The sequence below is a fragment of the Paenibacillus sedimenti genome (assembly GCF_014534655.1).
Lineage (GTDB): Bacteria > Bacillota > Bacilli > Paenibacillales > NBRC-103111 > Paenibacillus_E > Paenibacillus_E sedimenti.
This window is the reverse complement of the sequence record NZ_JACVVD010000024.1, coordinates 1-20,437: the sequence shown is the minus strand read 5'-3', so window position 1 is coordinate 20,437 and position 20,437 is coordinate 1. Positions and strand designations below refer to the sequence as shown.

Genomic DNA, 20,437 nt, shown 5'->3' with positions numbered 1-20,437 from the left:
AACACTCCCTTATATGTATAATTCAATCATCATTTCTTTTTATTAATCCATATAAAATAATATTGTTCATCGCTTTAATTCCGGACTCGAAGCTGACTTGATGATTTGCAAGAAAGTCATAATCTAAAAGTTTTTTGAGTGTTTCATTCAGCATTAACTTAAGTATGACGGTATCTATTACTTCAAGTTCTTCATTCTTTATACCTTGCTCTATCAAATGCATGACTGGATCCCATATCGTATTCAGGTGATTATTTGTTTTTTCCCACAAATCAGGATAATGTCGCTGCAAATCCTCCATATGTCGAACGATAGAACTGACACTGTATGCATCGGGAATATTCTGAAAACTTAGTATCATTTTTTCACGAAGTGTAAGTTCGTTTCTTTCCATTATTTCGTTATCCGAGGCAACAATTTCACTAAAAACAAAGTCGATCGTTTTTTCTATGATTTCATGTTTGGAAGCAAAATGCGCATAAATGGTTCGTTTACTCGTACCGAGTTCTTTTGCCAAATCCTCGGTTGTGAATCGAATCCCTTTGTTTCCAATTAGTTTTAAAGTTTTTAAATACAGATTTTTCTCCATGTAATTATTATCTTCCCTCCTGCCTGTTGAAACGATTGGTACTACATATGTTTTTATAGTACCATTATATTTATTAGATCTGCCTTTGTCAATTCGTTTTCTATAGCTTTACAACACCACCAGAGAGATCCCGCGTCCATTCAATTCCAGAAGAGCAATTGGATAGTTTAACAAAGTTTCAGTTGAAGATATTTCAATTAATCACATTCGACTTTGGGAAAGTGTATAAAAAAGAAGATCCCCCTACCCGTCCAATTTGGCTAGGTGTTTGGTGATCTTCCTCGTTTTAGAGCCTATTCTACGACTTGTTTCCGCGAAACCGGAAGTTTATAACCAGCGATCTACTTCTTGGACAGCCAGACGTCCTTACAATTCGGCCTATAGATATATGTTCTTGTCCATTTCGGTTATGGATATAAGTTCTTGTCCTCTGACATGAACTATCGTTCCTCGTTAGCTCAATAAACCAATCGTCTATAAAAATGCCATGTACACTCCTTTACCTGGTATTAACTTAAATCCGAGATTATTATATAAATTACGAGTTGGAGCATTATCATCATCTGTTTCAAGCTGTAATCGGGACGCTTTGTTCTCAATTGCTATGTCTAAGGCGTATTGCATTAGCTTCCTACCTACACCTTTATTCCTATGCTTTGGCGATGAATATAAAGCATCTATTCGGAGTACAGGATGCCCTTTGGATATAGAAAAACTCCATGATAGCACAATAAACCCTACATACTCATGTTCAAACTTAGCCACATAACAATGCGATTTGTTATTTCGTAAAAACCGATTTAAAATTTCCTCGCATTCTTCTAATTGTTTAGACGTTGATTCTAATTCGTTTACTCCATTTGATGAAGAATTAATATATCCCGCTATCAAACTTTTAACATAAGGAACAAGGGACTCATTCAAAGGTACAATCTCTACACTCATTCACAAATACCCTCCACTTTTCATACATTTCAAAGGCGCATCCATCCATATAATACCATATTTTATCGCAATGGATTGTAACAAATCTGCCGGTTACTTTAATAAACAAAAGAGGTGCTGCCGCGAAGCAAGCCCCTCCACTATAGTTTCCGTTATTTTAACAACGGTATAACCTTGACTACATCGAGCGCCTTCGCATGACCTGGATAAGACGCTTCAACCACCACGTTAGCGTCGATAATAATGCTTACTTGGTCGCCTACAGCAACAGCATCGTAATCAGCTTTATCCAAAGAAAGCCAGATTGCATTTGGCTTAGCGTCCTTCAATATTTCACTTAGTGGCGTCGTATTGATATTAGCAACCTCGTCACGTACAACTAAGACTTTACTGTTCTCTTTCGCAACAACATAACCCTCTTTGTGGTTCCAATGTCCATCATCACTATTGTTTTTAGATGAACAGCCTGTCATTAGTACCAACACGAACATCAACACAACAAAAACACACTTCAAATTTTTTCACTCCTTACATGCCTAAAGAAACCACTACTTCATATTACCATAATATAGTGGTTTGCCACTCCATTATCCTGCCCGATCGCAGAACCAGGCTGCCGACCTTGCCGGCAGCCTCATTCTGGCATCTTTGAATTGTATATCGAAACAAAGCTAATCCCCTTCACTCAAGCATTTCAGCAGCGCTAAGGCCTCTTCATGCTCAGGTTCCAGAACCAGCGCCTCGCGTATGTATTCCAGTGCGGCCTCTTCCAGCCCAAGTTCGTAGCTACATATAGCCAGACAATATAAGACTGTTGGTACAGGCTCATTTGCATGTATGGATGTTTCCAGAAACAGCTTCGCATCCTCGTACATATCCATTTCGAACAGCAGAAGTCCGGCGTCCAACGCTAAATCATAGCGTTGCTCCATCGCATAGTAAGATGACCACATGATGTATATGCTTTTTTTGATATCAAGCATTTCTTCATCGCTAGCTTCGGGCAGCAGGCTAGCGATGTGTTTCGCGCCCTGGATGAAAAACTCCGCATCATAACCGCCCAAACGCCAAAAGGCTAAAATTTGCTGCAATCCCATAGTGTCCAATTGGCGGTCTACCCATTCTTTCATACTAAAGAAATCATCTGGTCCAAAACGCTCGATAAACCGCCGGTAGGCTAGCCGGGTGTTGACAAAGCTAATTGGCGCTTCCAACATGAATATACAGCCGACATTAATATTATTATAATGATGCGTGGTGAAAAGTGACTGAGCACCTCTTTGCCCAAACACATGTTGAATCGCATGATAGTTTGCCGTTAAAGAGAAGCTACCATGATGAATTAACTGGGGCGGCTCCGCAAACTTCCAATTCTCTAACCGGTGGTCGCCTTTATCTGCTGTGATAAGCAAGAAACCAGTCTGTGACAGTTGATTCAGCCGCTCTAGGCACGTCAATCCGACCACCGGAAACAGGATATGTGAATCCTCAAGCTCCTGCTGATAAAGCGCGATAAGATCGTGATACGGATATTTTTCTTCTTCATATCCAGACGCACGGCGGTGCTCATAATTCAGAGTCATTTTTTTCAATGCTTCTGACGGCTTGAATAAATTGGAGTTTTCAGGAAGCTCAATGAGGACATCGCATTCAAAAATCTTACCACCACCTACATAGATCAGCTCTTGCGGAATACTGTCAAAAAAATAATTAGCTACGATCAGCAGCGGCTGCTTCAGATCACCAGGCTGGATGGTTGTATTAGATATAACCAAATTTAGCTCCGTGTCATGCACGGCATCAAACTCTGCGAAATCCAATAGTCCATGTCGTATAAAAGTTTGAAGGGCAGGATGATTTTTCCAAGCGACTATATTTTTTACCGCTAAATCGGTCATGACATAGCGAAATGGGGGCAGTACAATACCGGCATAATCTCTCAGCTCGCATAGCTTTTGCAATACATGAAATGCAAGGCGTCCCGCCCCCGCTCCCAGTTCCAGGATCGTAACGGTTTCAGAAATATCTCCTCGGTCGGACAGGTCTTGAAGAAACCCGAAAATCATTTCCGCGTAGGCTGCGGCAATCATGGGGTTGCTCGTTATATATTGCGGAACCTGGTCATTATTCCAAGCCTTCATACCTTGTTGTTCAAAATATGTCCTCTGTAAATCCCAGAAAGATGCTTCGCTGAAACGGAATCTATGTTGTTTATTTTCTGCCATTTGATATAAACCTGCTCTCTTTAATCATTAGGGACAAATCTGTAGCGCTTCAAACGCCAGCCAAATTGAATATCTCTTGAATCGTAACATATAAGTTGCAAGAACCAAAACCCATAACTTTTATCTAACGAGTGCTGCACTATCTTGCCCGTTTCTTCAATGAAAAAAAGAGCAGCTGCCGTGGCAAACTACTCCATGTTTCGTTCAACTATCGTTATCCGTTAGCTTAGCTTTATTTATTGATAATCCCATAATAAACAAGATCTTCATAATGATTTTCCTTCATGACATGTTCTTTTAAGATACCCTCTTTTTCCATACCTTCGATTGATCGCCAAGGACTTATCGAATCGGGAGATCAGCGAGCAGTTATTTCTTGCATTAAGCACAGTAAAGGGATATAACCACCAAATCTTCGGCAAGCATCAGGTTCAACGACGTACGGGGGCTGTGGCGCGTGCCAGAGAGTTGGGGCCTTTGCTACAATAAACACTACTTTAGTAGCTGTCACGTACGAGTAACGACAGCTATACTGCATAGAAGGATGTGCATTAAAGGTATTCACTCCAGTTATCGAAAACTTGAAATAATAAGGAGGCATTACTATGAAAGTATTACTTATCGGAGCAAGTGGAGCTACAGGAAGACTGGTGGTACGGCAATTAGCTAATCGAAATATTGCTACCAGAATTGTAATTAGAAAAACTGCGTCAATGCCAGAAGACCTTATTAACAATAAATTGGTCGAATGCATAGCGGGGAACATCTCGGAGTTTGATTCAGAAAAAAACATCAATCTCGTTAAGGGATGTGATGCAGTTGTATGTTGCCTAGGTCACAATCTTACATTCAAAGGCATGTTTGGAAAGCCCCGTTTTCTGGTTTATCTATCACTGAAGAATGTATGTGACGCAATAATTAAAAACGCAAATCAACAAGTGAGAATAATACTGATGAATACTACCGGCAACATAAACAATGAGATAGATGAAAATAGATCTGTAGGTGAAAAAATTGTTATTTCAATGCTTACGGCATTGTTGCCGCCACAGAGGGATAATGTTTATGCGGCAAACTATCTATTAAATACTGTGGGGAAGAAAAATAGCATGATTGTATGGACAGTAGTGCGGCCCGATAGCTTGGTAAATAATGAAGAAGAAAGTCCATACGATGTTGTTGAAGCACCAACGAGAAGCGCAATATTTAATCCTGGTAAAACGAGTCGGATAAACGTTAGCCGGTTTATGGCAGAATTAATAATAAATAATGAGTTGTGGAATAAATGGAAATACAAAATGCCGGTTATTTATAACAAAGAAGAATAATTAATTTAAACAATCACCCGTTGCTGCGTTATACTGCCCCGTTACTTCAACGGACAACGGCAGCCGATCGTCGTGTGGCCGGCTGCCGTAATGGTGTTTGAACCTAATAGCCTGATGAGCCGACCGCTTGGGACGAAATCCGTAAGAGCAATCTTTGAAATCCGCTTCGAAGAGCCTTCGATCACCATGCTGGTTGCCATCTGAACAGTCCGGTCCCGGACTGTTGGGATACCTAAGGGACGTGTCTTTCCGTCCGGTTTTGGAATTTCTTTCCGTTTGACCCGGTCGATATTCCCCATTCATTAGCTGTTGCCTAATCTCTTCGATGAAGAGTTCTTCTCCAATTTCTCGAACGATGAATTCGATCGTCTGTCCATCGACGCCGGCACTACCGCGATTGGCTTTCACTCTTATCCATGCTTCTTGCAGGATATCTTTCCGGAATACTTTGTCGTACAGTGCATGAAATTTGCACTTAGGGTTCTCCTTAGCCGCAAGATAAAGGGTATTTTGAAGTTGTCGAGCGTTTTCGTTGGTGGCGTTAGCCGAGTATTCGGCATTCACTTACTCTTACCTCCTCGATATCCCATGAACGAAGTGGGGTATTGCCTTTCGGCGCCCTTTCCTCCCCGGGGTTATGTTGGCCGCCGGTTCCTTGGTAGTATGGCCCCCTCCGACTCCCTTCCCTCAGCTCGCCATTTCACCTTTGGGGCTTATAGGTTTGCTCGTTACGAAAAAAAACTTCGTGCGAGGGAGGGTCTCCCTAGTTCCAGACACAACTTTCTCTACATGCCGCTCCCTTTACACCGGAGGGTTCTTCTGCGCTGCATTCCAAGATCTTCGCGCGTTCCTTGGCCTTCGCCGGGGCAGTCGTGGCTCGGCTTCCTCTTGTCCCATTCGGGTTCACTTTCACGATGAGGTAGGATTCATTTTCATTACGGCCTGCAGATTTGCTTCGCCGCGCGGGGCACGATTTTCACAGGGCTTCAAACGCCGGATTTCGCCGACGTCTGCCTGCTAGCTACGGGGCGGCTTGGTCCCTACCCCGACTGAACTTGCATCAGTAAGTTGTGCCTAGCTCGGCTAGGCGCGCACTGCCCGATAGTTCAATAAACGCAGAGTCGTTGTAGAAGCCATGATAATCGATTATATACTCATTTTTCTTGCCTGCGACAAAAGGCTCAAGTTCTTGTCTTTTGACCCCGACAAGAACTTGTCCGAATGAAAACAAAAACCCGCAATTTACGCAGGTTTCAATCGGCTATGTTCTTGTCGTTCGACACTCCCTGCTGTCATGTAAAATCCCCAAAGGCGATGTGCTTGGATCAAAGAATGGTATCGGAAAGAGGAGGAACTGCAATCCATATTAATGAGTTTGACCCGGCAACCATTAGTTTTACATACGGCGATTTATTCCCCGCCATGAGATATAAGGACGGAAAACCGTATAGAGAGCAAGTATGTACGAAGGATGAAATATACGGACTGATCGAACGGTTCGGATTGCCGCAAGATTGGAATAGCGAAGGGAATAACGGACCCGAATGATATATTGAAGTGCAAAATGGGATGACAAGCCGCCTTGCAAGTACATCAACTGGTGGAAGCAGATCAAAAGAGCAATCGATAAGAAACAAACTCGACCGTCGTTTGTTATAATGGGAAACATAACGAAAATGGAGAGGAAAGGTGGAAAACGATGAAAAAACACTAATTATTCATCCAAGGCGGCGGACAAGGAGCGTACGACGAGGATCAAAAATTGGCAAGGCATCTTCAGGAAGTTTTAGGTTTGGATTTCGTCGTAGATTACCCGAAGATGCCGGACGAAGATAGGCCCGAGTATGAAGCTTGGAAAGATCGAATTGTCAAAGCCGTTGCTGAGCGGGATGGTGAAACGATATTAGTCGGACATTCTTTGGGTGCTTCCTTTTTGCTCAAATATGTTTCGGAAGAGGAGCCCGCAGCGACTATTGCCGGTCTGTTCCTTATCGCGCCTCCCTATTGGGGTGCCGAGGATTGGGAAGTCGCTGAGTATTCGCTCCGTGGAGACTTTGCTTCAAGGCTCTCCGGCATTCAACGACTATTTTTTTATCACAGCCGCGACGATATATGGGTACCCTATTCGCACTTTGAACGGTACGCGGAAAAGCTTCCGCACGCAATATTTCGAAGCTTTGATGGGCGCGGGCACCAGTTCAACGACGACTTGTCCGAAGTAGCGTCGGATATTAAAAGTCATTAATATAGCGGATGTTTGGAAGACCTGTCTTTACGGTTAAGCCCCAGCCAAACATACATTCCAAATTCGCAACTTCAGCCCGAATCGAATTGACTCCCGCTTTCCACTTGATTGGAATCGTCACAATGTCAAAACGGATACTCATGCATAATATGTAGAACCCTTTACTTTATTTGATTTTCTTAAGTTTAGGTCTTGATAATTTTCAGTCTAATACTTTAAGAGGATGTTATGATGTCGAGTGCGAATCTGGCGAACATACATGCAACGTAAATTGGTTCGATGTTAATCAGGAGTTTGTTCGTTAACCTGGCAGTTTGCGTGGTTTCAAATCCATGTATTAATAAACCAGGATTGCAAGATTGGCATACTTAATATACTCGCAATCAGCAACGTGCTTACCGTCTTCCTTGCAAATTTAAAGGACAATGCTAAATTCATTATTTCATCTCCATTCTTGAATAATTTAGTAGTTTATATTGAATAAATTCGTTGAAATGTTGGAGCCTAATTGTTATCGATTAAGGAGATAGGTATCTTGATAAAATCAGTACCCATTTCCTTTCTACCATCTACTTCTTTTGAACCGACTTCAATACCAAATTCGAATGTCTCTGGTTGATGTTTTTCATTTTCATCATGAATAAGATCAATTACGACTGTACCTACGCCTCCTCCTGTTATTTTATAACTTCTATCTCTTCCAACTTCAATCCAAGCTTTCCAATGACTTTCTGTTTTCGAATTAGAAGTCCATGTCGCAATATAGTCTACAGGATTAGAGTAAGGTTTGTTTTCGGGGTAGCTGCTTGTGACTTTGGAAATAGACCATTTTTCAGGGATATAGAAAGCCACACCTCCCCAATCTTCAGGGTCTATTTCGATTGTAGCAACGATCAATATATGATTAGGACTTCTATCAACTCCTTTCACAAATACTGTACCTTTTGCTGATGTCTTAAAATCACTGGAAATGGAACTTATGTTAAAGCTTTTGCTCTTGATGTAATTTTCGTTGATAATTGGTTCATGACGAGGTTTTTCCTGCTTTGGTAATAACTGAAAAATAAAAAACGTGACACAGATGATCATTGCAGCAAACAGCAAAAATGATTTTCCACTTTTTGTATTCATTTCAATTTATACCCTCTCCTTTTTTATATTAAATGGAAAATATGGATATATCAATAGTGCGATAGAACCACTGTCAGTTTTGGACAAGCCATCGATGCCCTGCTTTTTATAAGCCAGGTCATGTTAGTTTCGCTGGTACTCCCCCAATATGGGAAGGTCAGTTGGATCTCGAATTGGAGGAACTCGTATTGTTGTCAGATCTGAGGGTGTATGGGTCATCAGTTCATCCCCCCTACTTGTTCAACCATGGTTAGGCTGGTTGGGACATTGATCCCGGATCACATGCGATAGTGTGGAAGACAAGAAGGTTAGGGGTTACCGGTGAATATATTTTGGGAATGACGTCATGAATCCAGTCATTGGTGTGGATGTATCCAAGGGAGAGAGCCATGCACAAGCTTTTTTAGACCGTGGGATACCTCATGAAAGATAAAACAAACCGGTGAAGGATTTTCTTTAACAGATATTGTTTCCAGCGATGGGCGCATTTCTTATACTGCTTATTTATCATTTCTTGCTTTTGAAAATTCTTATGCGTACCTTTATGCAGCGAATCAATTAACAGGATTTCGGGGGATAAATATCAATTACCTATTGACATACAAAAAAGAGCATTGTAAATTTAAGTCACAAATGTATATGTGGTTTGTTTGATCATATTTGGAAAGTAACTAAATATTGGAGCGTTTTGGAGGAGCCTGTCACCAAGGGCTCTTTTTGTTCTTTTTCTGACATAAGAGCCCATGGTAAGGCTCTTTTTTATGCCAAGAAAGGAGTATGCCGTTTATGGAAATACAGAAAAGTCTAGATAATTTAATTCTTATCTTCTTGAATTTTAGGGAATAGTACTAACAAATTATGAAAATCTAGGAGGAACTATGGAACAGCAAGCAATCTTGGCAATTGGTATCTTTCTTCTTACTTATGGCATGATCATCGCCGAGAAAATTCATCGCACTATCGTCGCTATGATCGGCGGTGTTCTTATGGTCGTATTTGGGGTAGTCGATCAGGAATCGGCTATGCATCATATTGACTTTAATACTTTGGGCCTCTTAATCGGTATGATGATCATTGTGAGTATTACAGCTGAGACTGGGTTATTTAAATATATCGCGCTTATTGCAGCAAAGAAAGCAAAGGGTGACCCCGTCAGGATCCTTGTATCGCTCGTGCTTATCACAGCTATAGGATCGGCCTTTCTTGATAATGTTACGACTGTATTGCTGATGGTCCCCGTTACGTTTAGCATTACACGGCAATTACGTGTGAACCCTGTACCCTTTTTGATTACTCAAATTCTAGCATCTAATATTGGTGGCACCGCGACGTTAATCGGTGATCCCCCAAACATCATGATCGGAAGTGCTGTTAAAGAGTTGACCTTTATGGCGTTTATCAACAATCTTGCCCCCGTTGTCGTTGTTATTATGGCCGTCACCATACCGATTTTCATATTTTTATTCCGTAAGCAAATTCAGACTACACCTGACTTAAAACAAAGCATCATGCGAATTGACGAAAAAGAAGTGATTACAGATCGTAAATTGTTAAATAAGAGTCTTTCCATTTTAGGACTTACGATCGTTGGTTTCTTTCTCCACCAACTGTTTCACCTCGAATCCGCAACGGTAGCATTAGCAGGGGCGTTCCTGCTGCTGCTTTTGACTGGCGAGCATACGATGGAAGAAGCTTTCACGAAGGTCGAATGGACCACCATCTTCTTCTTTGTTGGACTGTTCGTCTTAGTGTCTGGTTTGGTGGAAACTGGCATCATCTCTAAATTAGCTGCTCAGGCCATTGAGCTAACAGGAGGGAATCCTATTGCAACGTCCATGTTGATTCTATGGCTTAGTGCAATTGCTTCTGCTTTTCTGGATAACATCCCTTTTGTGGCTACCATGATTCCTATGATTCAGGAAATGGGAAATATGGGCATAGAGAATCTGGAACCGCTATGGTGGAGTCTTGCACTTGGCGCATGTCTTGGAGGTAACGGTACGTTAATTGGGGCAAGCGCTAACTTAATCGTTGCAGGTATGTCGGGCAAAGAAGGTCACCCGATTAAATTCGTTACGTTTATGAAATACGGTTTTCCACTGATGCTGCTCTCCGTTGCATTGGCTAATATCTACATTTATTTCCGATATTTAATATAAATACAGGAGGAATGAACAGTGAAATTAGTCTATGAGTCGAATCCAGATATTTTGGATATCAAAGAGGTTGAGGTTATGAACGATATCGAATTCACTATCCGAATCCTCTCACCTTCCCATTTTAATACAATGAAACACGTCCAGAAAATCTTTGAAGAGAACGACATTCTTACAGATGTCTTGGTGTATACCTATTCCAACCATGAATATCGTGTCGTCGTTCGTAAAGTATTTTACGGGGACTTCATCCTTCAACTTATGAAATGCCAACTACTAACCAAAGTGGAATGGAAAGAGGAACTCCCATAAAAGGAGTTCCTCTAACGACAGCATACTATTCAATTATTCGTCCAGTCAGTGAATGAATCTTTATGGATACGGGGCGACCTTCTCTCTCGTAAGTAAGGACATGAATAAGGGGAACACCCTCCCTATTTGGCATGTAGCATGACTCAATGGTTATTGAATTACTTTCCTCTAACAGTTTATCGTAGTTTAAGGCTATCCGTTTCGCCTTTTGGGCAGATACCGCCGGGTACATGGGCCTGCCTAAACGTTTCTCTTCTAAATCGGTATGAAGAGTACCATATATACGCTGTACAACCCCAGAGTAATCTAACTCTACAAGTAATTGATTCCCGCAAACAGAATTCTTGAAGAGTTGTCTTTGCAAGACAACCTTTATGGATGTAGCGTTTTTATCTATCGTCATAATTTTCAAGTCTTTATTTACATGTTTCAAGCCGTACAGAGTTTTAATCTTTTCGAGATAATTGTAAGTAATCCATTGCGGCGAATGTGCTGAGGGCTTTGTTAATTTTCCAGAAAGTAATTCTGGAGTTTGCGTTACTGTATTCCACTTTACTTGCAATGTGTTCTCACTCTCTGTATCAATGTTCTGAAGAACCTTCTGGGAACGTGTGGATATCTCAGCTTTTTGTGAGATTGGTATGAGGCTAGAGAACGATAAAAATATGATTAGAAGCATCTTTGAAGTAAACATATAAGCACCTCCTAACAACAGTTTCTGTTTATTTAAGGAGTTTTATTCAAAGAACAGTGAAATATTTATTTGCAAAAAATTCGGTTCGAATTGACGCAGCTCCATCAAAAAAATTTACCGCGCCAAATATATTTTTTTCATACATTTGAATTTACAGCTGAAGAGTTTAGCGGCCTTAAATTGAACCTTGTACTCCAGCGTCCAGTGATTCGGATTTTTTTGGAAAGCTTTAGAACATTAATCTGTTCCACCCCGCCGGGTACCCAAGGTTGCAAAGCAAAAAAGCATAAGCGACCACGAGGATGGTTCGAGCGTCGTCACGGCTGGACGATCGATCCGAAATGGATTACCGATTCGCCGAGCATCGTAACGACATTAAGCTTGCTATATCGTTAAAATAAAAAAACCACAATTATGCGGCTTCTTAAGATGGACCAATAAAAGTACTTTTCTCTACTTTGAGATGCTCCATTAAATCAGAAACCCATAAAGCAAAACTTTCATCTTTAGCAGAAATTCTTGTTTCCGTACTATATCCAGGATGTCCGATCGTGCCAGGCGCATAAATTCTATATTCGCCAAATAACGAAGAGAACCACGATAATGTCATTGGATTAATACAATTACCACCCTGAAAAATAAATATGGGTTTTGCTTCTTTTGGACCAGTAATCAACGTATGAGTTTGACCAAACCTCGTTTCTAAGCGAACTCTTTCAAAAGCAACATCAAATAATTTAAGATACGATTCATAATAGTTCAGGATTTTGCTTTTATCATTGTACGAACGCTCATTTAACACCTCTTTAAACACCATAGGAGGATATTCCCTTTAAAAACACGGTACCACTTATTGTTAACATAACTGCCTGTTTAGCCGATCAGTAAAAGCAAACAAGTTGATTTAATTTTACCCCCATTTTATCGTTGAACACTCTGTAAATAAGTATCGCTAAGTCTGTTTCAGACTTGCAAGACGAGGATTTCTGAGAGATTTCTCTTACTTCAATGCTATATTCGTTTTCTGGAGCACCTCCTGCTAAAAGACCAACAGGGTCCCAGTCATTAATTACTTGGGTTAGAAACTCTATATCTATGTTCACCTATTTATCACCTTCTGATATTGGTTATATGTTCTATTTATCCCACCCGTAAGCATAATGCGGCTGCCGATCCATGCCAGCAGCCGCGTCTTAGTTGTTTATTAAGCTATAGTATCCGTTAGTTTAATAAACACCTTATCTACCAAGCAAAAACAGACACTCTCCTCAGTTGATGTGGAGTAACACGTTGCAGTTTAAGTACGGACGTTTATGGTTCGACCACGGACCCTACAAAAAGCCATGCGCCGGTCTGGCGGTCTTCAATTGCGAAGAAGAACGGCCGGTTTATCGTCACCTGGAACGGTTCATCGATTGGTGCTGAAGCCCCTGCCATATGTACCGAAGTGACAGCAGCTGCCTCCGTTCCTTTTTCATTGACCTCGATGAACGTTTTGTGTGTTACCGCACTGATGAAAAGGTTGGGTGGAACAGGGGCCATGCCGGAAAAATCTGCATGGACTTCGTCAAAGGGCAGCATCATGCCCATGGCCTTGAGCGGTTCTTTCAACTTTTCGCTGTATTCGATCTTCAAACGGGGAAGCTTGATTTCACCCCGGTTCGACTGGAACGATTCGTGCCAGCGGTTGGGATCCGCCCAAAGCTTATCATGGAGAGTACCCAGTGAAGAAGATTCATCCGGAAGAATGACCAGCATGTCCATCTGTCCCTCTCCGTAAGGTAAGCGGATGGCTTGAAATTCCTCTTCCTGCAAATATTCATAAGAGCCTGACTGCGTCATCATCTGCACTTGCTTGGTGGAACCGTCCTGCAGTTTGAAGCTTTCTTCTTTCGTTGCAGAAGGTTGGAATTCCTTTTTCCACCCGCCATTGAAATAGACCGCATTCATCAGGATCAAAACTTCCATGGGATCGATGGATTCGATCATCCTGGGAATTTTTCCGTTGGTATTCTTATTTACCCAGTCATTGATCGTGTCAGGAGCTTTGGGACTGTTGAAATCGAGCTCAGTTACTTTCGCGTCGTAAAACGCCTGATTGGTTTTCGTAAAATCACTGTGAAACGGTTTTCCTTTACGTGTCCAAAGCGAGTTGGCAATACGCACTTGAACGTCGCTGCCCGGCTGCTGCAAAAGGGAGATAAGCGTCTCGTTGCCCCGATTCATTTCATCCAGGGACATGCCTTGCCAGCCCAACGTCTTGGCCATTGAGACTTGCGTTTCCCCCTTACTTCCGTTGTAAGTCATGGCGAGCGCCAAAGAAATGCTGGTCGGCGAAATGAATATGTTTTTCTTCTTGTTCTGCTCCGTTTGGACCAGTTGCCGGTGGAGCTGCATGCCGAACTCGTTGCTTGCTTTGACGATACGCACATCAACTCCGGCCGCCGCGACTTGTCGTTTTTCCAATGAAATCGAATTTCCAGAAGGATTAGTACACGCAGTCACAATCAGTACCAGCAGTATGCCAGCCGCAAGAAGTTTACTTTTTCTAAAATTATCTTTCATTTCGGAACCCCCCTGTCATTCATATGCTTATTAGACGAGGAATCTTTACATAATGTTCCATGCAACCGATTTGATTTGTGTTTGTATAGAAAAGCCTTAACGGCCAGAGGACTCCCACCGGATGCCGTTATGAAGATATCGTGTCCCGTTAGTTTAGCCAAGATCCTCAACGTTGATGATTCCATTAGATCTCTACTCATTTCCTACAAATCTTTAATACCCACCAAATTACTTTATGATGTCCGATCAGTCTTGATGGGATTTCATCAAGACTGTTTACTATTGTGTTACGCCAATATGGTATACTTCCATTTTCATTGTCTCTATATATATGATAAGTCCCATCTAGAGGAATTTGATCACGGTACTTGTATAACGCAACAACATATCTCTCCTCGGGGTTCTTCACATCGCGTTTGGAATTTGTTGAAAGTACTAAGTCTAAATCAGTTGATAGTGCTTGATCATATTGCTTAATAGCTGAAAATCCGTACCCCATTTGTACAAAAACATGTGGCCTTGACTCTTGAGGATAAAGGGCAGTTGAAATGAACATAGTCAATAAAATAATTCCGAACCATGCCATAAAATAACGATGTCGTTTTAAATTGCGAGTTATTATAAATCCCAAACTAATAATGGTCAGATTGATTATAAAAATAAATGGAAGGGCAACTATTCTACCTAGCCCTGTGTAAGGAAAAAGTTCAATTAATATGTAGAACATTAAAAGTGTAGGTAAAAGTGCTAGTAGAACTTTCAATACTGTATTAACTCTAAAATTCGCAAATGAAGGGGTTTTATTTGTAAATCTATTAGAACAGTTTTTACATACAAATTTATAAGGAAAAACAAACGGAATCCAACAAAACAATAGACCATAAGGAATAAACAATAATATCAGCAAAAAATAAAGTATCCTTAATGCGAACCAACGTGATTGTCTTATGTTGTTGTTATGACACTCAGGACATGCCTTCACATTATCACTCCTAATTGAGTTCAGTTCCTATACAAACTATATATTACCTGCATAACTGCCCGTTTAGCATAGTAAAGCGGCCGAAGAATCGCTCGAAACAAAACGTCAAGAGCGTCAAGAACGTCAAGAACTTTAACCATTACTTTGTAACAGTGATAATAGTTGTCGTCCAGTTCCCTAAGGTCGAACTTAAATATGCTTAAGAATAAGCTTTAAACTTGGCCTCGATACAAAATACAAATAAGTAGAATCGGTTGTTTGGATAAAAGCTGCCCCATTCCATTTATCATCTATAGGGAAAAGTATTGATGTGAATTGTATTTTTTCTATTTTACCGTCGCCTTTATTTATTTGGATGGAAATCGGTTTATTATAGACATACTCTACAGCAGATTTTTTCATTTCATTGATATCCTCTTCTGATTCTGGCGGGTTTCCTCCTGACATCATATCTCCCTTTTCAAATACAATTAAACTGAGCACTCTATTAAATAATTGTGGATTATTAATTTTAGTAGGTTGTGTTTGTTCTCCATTTGAATAAAGATTAATGATATCGGGGGTCCATTTTCCACTTTCACCACTCGGTTTCATGTACCACCCTAACGCAAAACCAATAGCTGCTATAAGGAAAATAATGGGTATTGTTTTTATTATTCTCATTTTTGGTATTTTCACCTCTCCGTTCATTCAGTTATTTTCACTACTTTGACTGACGAAGCAGCCTTGGAAAATTTTCATGTCATCGACTACTCGAAACTGCCCGTTTGTTAAGTGGAGCGTACAGAAACGAAAACAAGCGATGGATCGGTTCCATCGCCGCACTATTATTTCCGTTAGTTTAGTCTATCATGCGATGGTCTTAATTTGATTAACCCTACACTCATACAAACCATACTTACTGCCCAGATGACACCAATCATCCCAATATCCAAAGAATTATCCTCTGAAGCCATAACACCAGACCTTCCTTTCTCCAACAATTCGATCCAGCCCCAACATGCCCAAGAGAATAATATTAAGTGCACAAAAATCCATCCATATCCAGCCCTCTTATATTTAACAAGAAGGGCAATGACTACTAGGGATATAAGTATCATAACTATTCCAAAACCAAATTTTAATAAAGGTAAAACTTCAGCTTCCATCGACATAAATAACACCTCATTTCACATGTTTTTTCGACGATTATATTTTACTATAGCTACGTCTTTGCTGCGATAAACTGCCCGTTAGTGCAGTGAAGGGGTGCCAAGCGGCACCACTTTCGGTGTTTCAACTCTTGTATCCGTTAGTTCAACAAACAAAAAAGGAGCTGTCGTGGCAAGCTCCTCACTATGGTTTCCCGTTAAAGTAATGGGCTCAACGGTACCGCGATTCCTCCATAAGCAACTCCCACATGTGCCTGATATTTCAGTAGCCGGAGCGTTCCAGTTTGACCGGAATGCCGAATTCCATCGTCAACTTTCCTTCAGTATGGGAATGGGAGTTGTGGAAGTAAATCTCCAGTGCCGGACGTGAAACGTCCCATATATATGGGCTTCGTGGAAGCCAGTCGATAGAGACCAAGTGCAACAGATCATAAACCATATCCGGTCTGTCCGTTACCTTCACGATGGCGTACTTGCCTCCGGGAATCGTTCGAACGCCTAGGTCTCTCGTCGGTGTCACCGGATGCTCCGTTGTCATGCAAGCATCGTATCGGTGTCTGCCGTTAGGAGTTATGAACGGATCGTCAAGGACAAGCCCGACCGCCAAGCTGTCCTTTGTCAGAGCCTCACTTGCATCCACCCACGAGACCACCTGTTCAAAAAGCCCTTTAATGTCCGGATTGATCCTTCCATCATTGATAGTTCCCCTATACCGAGCATAGATTGCATTCATGGGAGCCATATTCCGAATCTCGATCGGGAGTTCCGCCAGATTATGTGCCAGTTCGGCGGACTTTTCCGAGGTCAACCGGGATCTGAACCGTTCCGCAATGGTCTGTAGATGAAATCTGTCCCTAAATTCGGACGCGCTCAATCCGGTATGCTCGCGGAACACCCTACAAAAGTGGGCCGGGGTTTGCAGTCCGCATTCCAAGGCAATATTGGTTATGCTCTGATCAGGATGAAACAGCAGTAGCTTGATAGCCTTCTCAATACGGATCCGACGGATAAACCCATGCAAATTCTCGCCTATCACCGCCTTGAACACCCGATGAAAGTGGAAGGGGGAGAATGCGCTCACACCCGCCACTTCCTCTAGGGTTAACGGGTTGGTAAGATGGTCTTCAATGTAGTTGACGACTTGATTTATCTGATACCGGTATTCCAATTCCAAGGTTTTGGCCACCACTATAATCCGTTGCCCCCAGTCCTATTTCCGCGACAATTTTCAATCACCTCTATTATAGCAAGAATCGTTAATCGCTTAGCAAGAACGAATAAGACGGTACAGACACATTGCAGTACCATAACAAGAGATTCGATTACCTCTTAAGGATGTGTCTCCCTTTATGATCGTTTTTAACAGATTCGCTAAACTGATCATGTTGGCAGCGGCAGCTAGCCTGATCCTTACTTTGTCTGCTTGCTCTTCTGAAAAATCCTCGCTGCCAGTGACACCGCCGGTAAGTTACAAAGTGTTCAACTTGCCCAACGGGGAGTGGCAAATCGGTACTCCGGATCAGGTTGGGATGGATCTCCTGGAAGTCGATGAGGTGATACAATATGCCAAGCGCTCGCCTCAAATTCTCTCCATGCTGGTCGTGAAGGACGGCACCCTGGTCACCGAATATTACAGGGACGGCATGCCGGAGTCCAAGCGAGCTATAAACTCCATCACGAAGAGCGTGACTTCGCTTTTGATTGGTATAGCTATCGACAAAAGCTATCTGAAAGGAATAAATGAACCGATTGAATCCTTTTTTCCCGAATATAAGGATATGTTCGATTCATCCGATAAAAGATCCGTTACATTGGAACACTTACTCAACATGACGAGTGGCTTGCATTTTCCTGAATGGACGGAATGGAATTATAGTCTCCAGCCTTTGAAGGAGTCCAAGGACTGGAATGGGTTTGTACTCAGTCAACCAATGGATGCAAAGCCCGGGGAGATGTGGAATTACAACACGGGTGGTTCCCAGTTGTTGGCGGCGATTCTCAAACGAACGACAGGACAATCAGAGCTCGCCTTTGCCAAGGAGCATCTATTTGGACCGCTCGGTATTAACAGTGTCGAGTGGCCCAGTTCGCCTGATAATTCAAATTCAGGGGGCTTCGGTTTGAAGATGACGCCAAGGGACTTGGGGAAAATTGGCCTCTTGGTGCTTAACCGCGGCGTTTGGAACGGCAAGCGCCTCGTATCGGAGTCATGGCTTCGGGACTCGACCTCCAGGCATTCGGGGGGAAGTACGTTTTTCGGCGAGTACGGATACCATTGGTGGCTGAACCAGTATGGTGGGCATAAGGCTATTTTCGGTATGGGGTATGCCGGCCAGTACCTGACCGTCGTGCCTGATCTGAATCTGGTGATTGTCATAAACTCAGCCGCCACCAAGAATCCTCAGGATACCACTCTTCCCATCCCTTATATCGAGAAATTGGTAATAGCGGTAAAAGACAGATAACCCTCGTATGTCGGTTGCTGATCTTAGGTTAAAGACTATCCTGCTCATTAGTTGAAAATAGGCAACCGACCAAATCGATCGGTTGCCCTTACGTTTGTGTATTGAGCTATCGTTCCCCGTTGCTCAATAGCTTTCACTGGCAGACAATTTTTTTGTGTCACAATAATTCAACTGACGCACTTTCAAAATATCAAATGCATTATTGGTAACAACTAAATATGACTCATCCGTTAAGCAAAAGTCGTCTCCTGACCATTCGTAAAATGCATCACTTTGAACTCTTACCTTTCCCAGTACAACGAGTCGTTTGAAGTTAGGGAGGGTTCTATTTGGGTATAGTTCACTGAATTCTTGGGTTGCTGTATACTCAATATCCTCAAAAACAGCCCCACTTAAATTGGCAATTTGGATGCTGTTCGCCATACTCTCCGTAACAATAAAGCAAGGGGTTGATTCCAGCAGTTCATCCCCTAGCCATCCCTGAAATTCATAATGTAGAAATTCAACCTCACCTTGGTTGGTGAAAGAAGTATTCTCTCCTAATCCCCCTGCAACTTCTGGTTCCAATAAGTGAAGGTTCATGTCCATTCACCTTTCGTTGAAGATTCTAACTTGCTTTTGGTTCTGCATGAGAAAGTATTCTACTTCTTTTCCAACTATCCTGCCCGTTACTTTAATGAAAAAGCAGCCGATCGTTCTGGCCGGCTGCCGTCATGTCTAATTCAGCTATCGTTCTGCGTTAGCGCAGTAAGCTATTTAACCCAATTTGATATTAATATTATCCAAAATCTTGGTGTAGTTCCGTTAAGTTTAGCCTATTGTAATTTTGACATATCCGATTGAGTTCATCTCGTACTTCCATTATGGCAAAGCCCAATAAATTTTGTCCCTTGCATTCAAAAGGGTCATTAACTGCCTTGTCATCTGAAGACATGCCTATACCCCATATTTTGTCATATGGACTGGCTTTAATTAATATTTTGTTCTCTGTTTGTAGTAGAAATTGCATAAGTCTTTCGCTTTGTAGAAACTTGGCATAGTTACCGTTTAAAACAATGGAATATCGTTTTCTCGCCCATATGGCTTCATTAAAGTTGCTTACTTTTCTACCATATTCCTTTATATCTTTAGGATTATCGCTCTTTAAAATCTTTTCCATCATTTCTTTATCTTCAAAAACCCTTGCTTTTTCTGCCATCATATATTGCTCCATACAGCAATATTTATATATCTCAATAGCAAATTCTTCTTTCCACCATTGACTTAAGCATGTTTTTGTAATAGAACCGTTATTACTTGGTTGATGTCCCCAGAAGAATAAAAATTCAAGTTTTTCATCTTTTTTAAATTTTTCACGTATCCAATTAAGTGAATAAGCAGGCTTACCATCAACATCCCAAAGAAGATCTCCTTCGTTATCATAAATATCTTCATCAATATCTTCATCAATACCTTCATCAAGATAGTTTTCTTCGTACCAACCCATCCAACCTTTTGGGGTTGGAAACATTCGGCGAAAGCTATTCTGTTCTTCAATGTATGGTGCTACAAGATGTCAAGACAGATATTATTAAACTTTAAGGTGTGAAATGATTCACATGTATGGATTAGATGTTTTTCTTTATTGCTTTGGATAAGTGATGCAGATT

Annotated in this window: 23 protein-coding genes; 7 read left to right on the top strand and 16 right to left on the bottom strand. The window is 41.6% G+C overall.

Annotated features, from left to right (window positions below; all coding sequences use genetic code 11):
• Window positions 1-22: 22 nt before the first annotated feature.
• The 4 genes from ICC18_RS32045 to ICC18_RS32030 form a co-directional block, all read right to left on the bottom strand.
• Window positions 23-589: a TetR/AcrR family transcriptional regulator gene (locus tag ICC18_RS32045; protein WP_188178470.1), complete on the bottom strand. Its 567-nt coding sequence runs from the start codon at window positions 587-589 to the stop codon at window positions 23-25.
• 474 nt (window positions 590-1,063) lie between these two features.
• The gene (locus ICC18_RS32040; RefSeq protein WP_188178469.1) at window positions 1,064-1,534 is read right to left on the bottom strand and encodes a GNAT family N-acetyltransferase; all 471 of its coding nucleotides are present in this window, start codon (window positions 1,532-1,534) and stop codon (window positions 1,064-1,066) included.
• A 152-nt stretch (window positions 1,535-1,686) separates the two neighbouring features.
• Window positions 1,687-2,049: a DUF3221 domain-containing protein gene (locus ICC18_RS32035; protein WP_188178468.1), complete on the bottom strand. Its 363-nt coding sequence runs from the start codon at window positions 2,047-2,049 to the stop codon at window positions 1,687-1,689.
• 156 nt (window positions 2,050-2,205) lie between these two features.
• Window positions 2,206-3,759, bottom strand: a complete 1,554-nt coding sequence (locus ICC18_RS32030) for a tetratricopeptide repeat protein (RefSeq protein WP_188178467.1) — start codon at window positions 3,757-3,759, stop codon at window positions 2,206-2,208.
• Window positions 3,760-4,086: 327 nt separating this feature from the next.
• Between ICC18_RS32030 and ICC18_RS32025 the strand changes: the two genes are divergently transcribed.
• Together ICC18_RS32025 and ICC18_RS32020 are read left to right on the top strand one after the other, a co-directional pair.
• The gene (locus ICC18_RS32025) at window positions 4,087-4,248 is read left to right on the top strand and encodes a LuxR C-terminal-related transcriptional regulator (RefSeq protein WP_188178466.1); all 162 of its coding nucleotides are present in this window, start codon (window positions 4,087-4,089) and stop codon (window positions 4,246-4,248) included.
• 116 nt (window positions 4,249-4,364) lie between these two features.
• The gene (locus ICC18_RS32020) at window positions 4,365-5,087 is read left to right on the top strand and encodes an SDR family oxidoreductase (RefSeq protein ID WP_188178465.1); all 723 of its coding nucleotides are present in this window, start codon (window positions 4,365-4,367) and stop codon (window positions 5,085-5,087) included.
• Here ICC18_RS32020 and ICC18_RS32015 read toward each other — a convergent pair whose 3' ends face one another.
• Window positions 5,088-5,651, bottom strand: a complete 564-nt coding sequence (locus tag ICC18_RS32015; protein ID WP_188178464.1) for a reverse transcriptase family protein — start codon at window positions 5,649-5,651, stop codon at window positions 5,088-5,090.
• A 756-nt stretch (window positions 5,652-6,407) separates the two neighbouring features.
• Here ICC18_RS32015 and ICC18_RS32010 point away from each other — a divergent pair.
• Window positions 6,408-6,635: a hypothetical protein gene (locus tag ICC18_RS32010; RefSeq protein WP_188178463.1), complete on the top strand. Its 228-nt coding sequence runs from the start codon at window positions 6,408-6,410 to the stop codon at window positions 6,633-6,635.
• 172 nt (window positions 6,636-6,807) lie between these two features.
• A complete protein-coding gene (locus ICC18_RS32005; RefSeq protein WP_312029641.1) occupies window positions 6,808-7,332 on the top strand; it encodes an RBBP9/YdeN family alpha/beta hydrolase in 525 nt (174 codons plus the stop codon).
• On the opposite strand, the gene ICC18_RS32000 is transcribed toward ICC18_RS32005, so the two are convergent.
• Both ICC18_RS32000 and ICC18_RS31995 read right to left on the bottom strand, forming a co-directional pair.
• Window positions 7,319-7,474 carry a hypothetical protein gene (locus ICC18_RS32000; protein ID WP_188178462.1) on the bottom strand — a complete coding sequence of 52 codons (156 nt, stop codon included), beginning with the start codon at window positions 7,472-7,474 and terminating at the stop codon, window positions 7,319-7,321. The genes ICC18_RS32005 and ICC18_RS32000 overlap by 14 nt on opposite strands.
• 362 nt (window positions 7,475-7,836) lie before the next feature.
• The gene (locus ICC18_RS31995; RefSeq protein WP_188178461.1) at window positions 7,837-8,463 is read right to left on the bottom strand and encodes a hypothetical protein; all 627 of its coding nucleotides are present in this window, start codon (window positions 8,461-8,463) and stop codon (window positions 7,837-7,839) included.
• Between the two features lie 842 nt (window positions 8,464-9,305).
• On the opposite strand from ICC18_RS31995, the gene ICC18_RS31990 reads away from it, so the two are divergent.
• On the top strand, window positions 9,306-10,622 hold the full coding sequence (locus tag ICC18_RS31990; protein WP_376745683.1) for an ArsB/NhaD family transporter: 1,317 nt from the start codon (window positions 9,306-9,308) through the stop codon (window positions 10,620-10,622).
• Window positions 10,623-10,640: 18 nt separating this feature from the next.
• Window positions 10,641-10,931, top strand: coding sequence for a hypothetical protein (locus ICC18_RS31985; RefSeq protein ID WP_188178459.1), 291 nt, complete (start codon window positions 10,641-10,643; stop codon window positions 10,929-10,931).
• A 25-nt stretch (window positions 10,932-10,956) separates the two neighbouring features.
• Here the strand turns inward: ICC18_RS31985 and ICC18_RS31980 are convergent, their stop codons facing one another.
• The 7 genes from ICC18_RS31980 to ICC18_RS31950 form a co-directional block, all read right to left on the bottom strand.
• Window positions 10,957-11,625: a hypothetical protein gene (locus ICC18_RS31980; protein ID WP_188178458.1), complete on the bottom strand. Its 669-nt coding sequence runs from the start codon at window positions 11,623-11,625 to the stop codon at window positions 10,957-10,959.
• Between the two features lie 424 nt (window positions 11,626-12,049).
• Complete coding sequence (locus ICC18_RS31975) at window positions 12,050-12,442, bottom strand: hypothetical protein (protein ID WP_188178457.1); 393 nt, start codon at window positions 12,440-12,442, stop codon at window positions 12,050-12,052.
• A gap of 494 nt (window positions 12,443-12,936) precedes the next feature.
• The gene (locus ICC18_RS31970; RefSeq protein WP_188178456.1) at window positions 12,937-14,190 is read right to left on the bottom strand and encodes a serpin family protein; all 1,254 of its coding nucleotides are present in this window, start codon (window positions 14,188-14,190) and stop codon (window positions 12,937-12,939) included.
• Between the two features lie 196 nt (window positions 14,191-14,386).
• A complete protein-coding gene (locus ICC18_RS31965; protein ID WP_223193055.1) occupies window positions 14,387-15,097 on the bottom strand; it encodes a hypothetical protein in 711 nt (236 codons plus the stop codon).
• A gap of 264 nt (window positions 15,098-15,361) precedes the next feature.
• Window positions 15,362-15,835, bottom strand: a complete 474-nt coding sequence (locus ICC18_RS31960) for a hypothetical protein (protein WP_188178454.1) — start codon at window positions 15,833-15,835, stop codon at window positions 15,362-15,364.
• A gap of 173 nt (window positions 15,836-16,008) precedes the next feature.
• Entirely contained in the window at window positions 16,009-16,326 is a 318-nt protein-coding gene (locus ICC18_RS31955) for a hypothetical protein (RefSeq protein WP_188178484.1), read from the bottom strand.
• A 259-nt stretch (window positions 16,327-16,585) separates the two neighbouring features.
• Complete coding sequence (locus ICC18_RS31950) at window positions 16,586-17,512, bottom strand: AraC family transcriptional regulator (protein WP_188178453.1); 927 nt, start codon at window positions 17,510-17,512, stop codon at window positions 16,586-16,588.
• A 160-nt stretch (window positions 17,513-17,672) separates the two neighbouring features.
• Here ICC18_RS31950 and ICC18_RS31945 point away from each other — a divergent pair, with 160 nt between their 5' ends.
• Window positions 17,673-18,788 carry a serine hydrolase domain-containing protein gene (locus ICC18_RS31945; RefSeq protein ID WP_188178452.1) on the top strand — a complete coding sequence of 372 codons (1,116 nt, stop codon included), beginning with the start codon at window positions 17,673-17,675 and terminating at the stop codon, window positions 18,786-18,788.
• Between the two features lie 123 nt (window positions 18,789-18,911).
• Here ICC18_RS31945 and ICC18_RS31940 read toward each other — a convergent pair whose 3' ends face one another.
• Entirely contained in the window at window positions 18,912-19,370 is a 459-nt protein-coding gene (locus tag ICC18_RS31940; protein WP_188178451.1) for a hypothetical protein, read from the bottom strand.
• A gap of 196 nt (window positions 19,371-19,566) precedes the next feature.
• Window positions 19,567-20,274: a riboflavin biosynthesis intermediates N-glycosidase gene (gene ybiA, locus ICC18_RS31935; RefSeq protein WP_223193054.1), complete on the bottom strand. Its 708-nt coding sequence runs from the start codon at window positions 20,272-20,274 to the stop codon at window positions 19,567-19,569.
• Window positions 20,275-20,437: the final 163 nt, after the last annotated feature.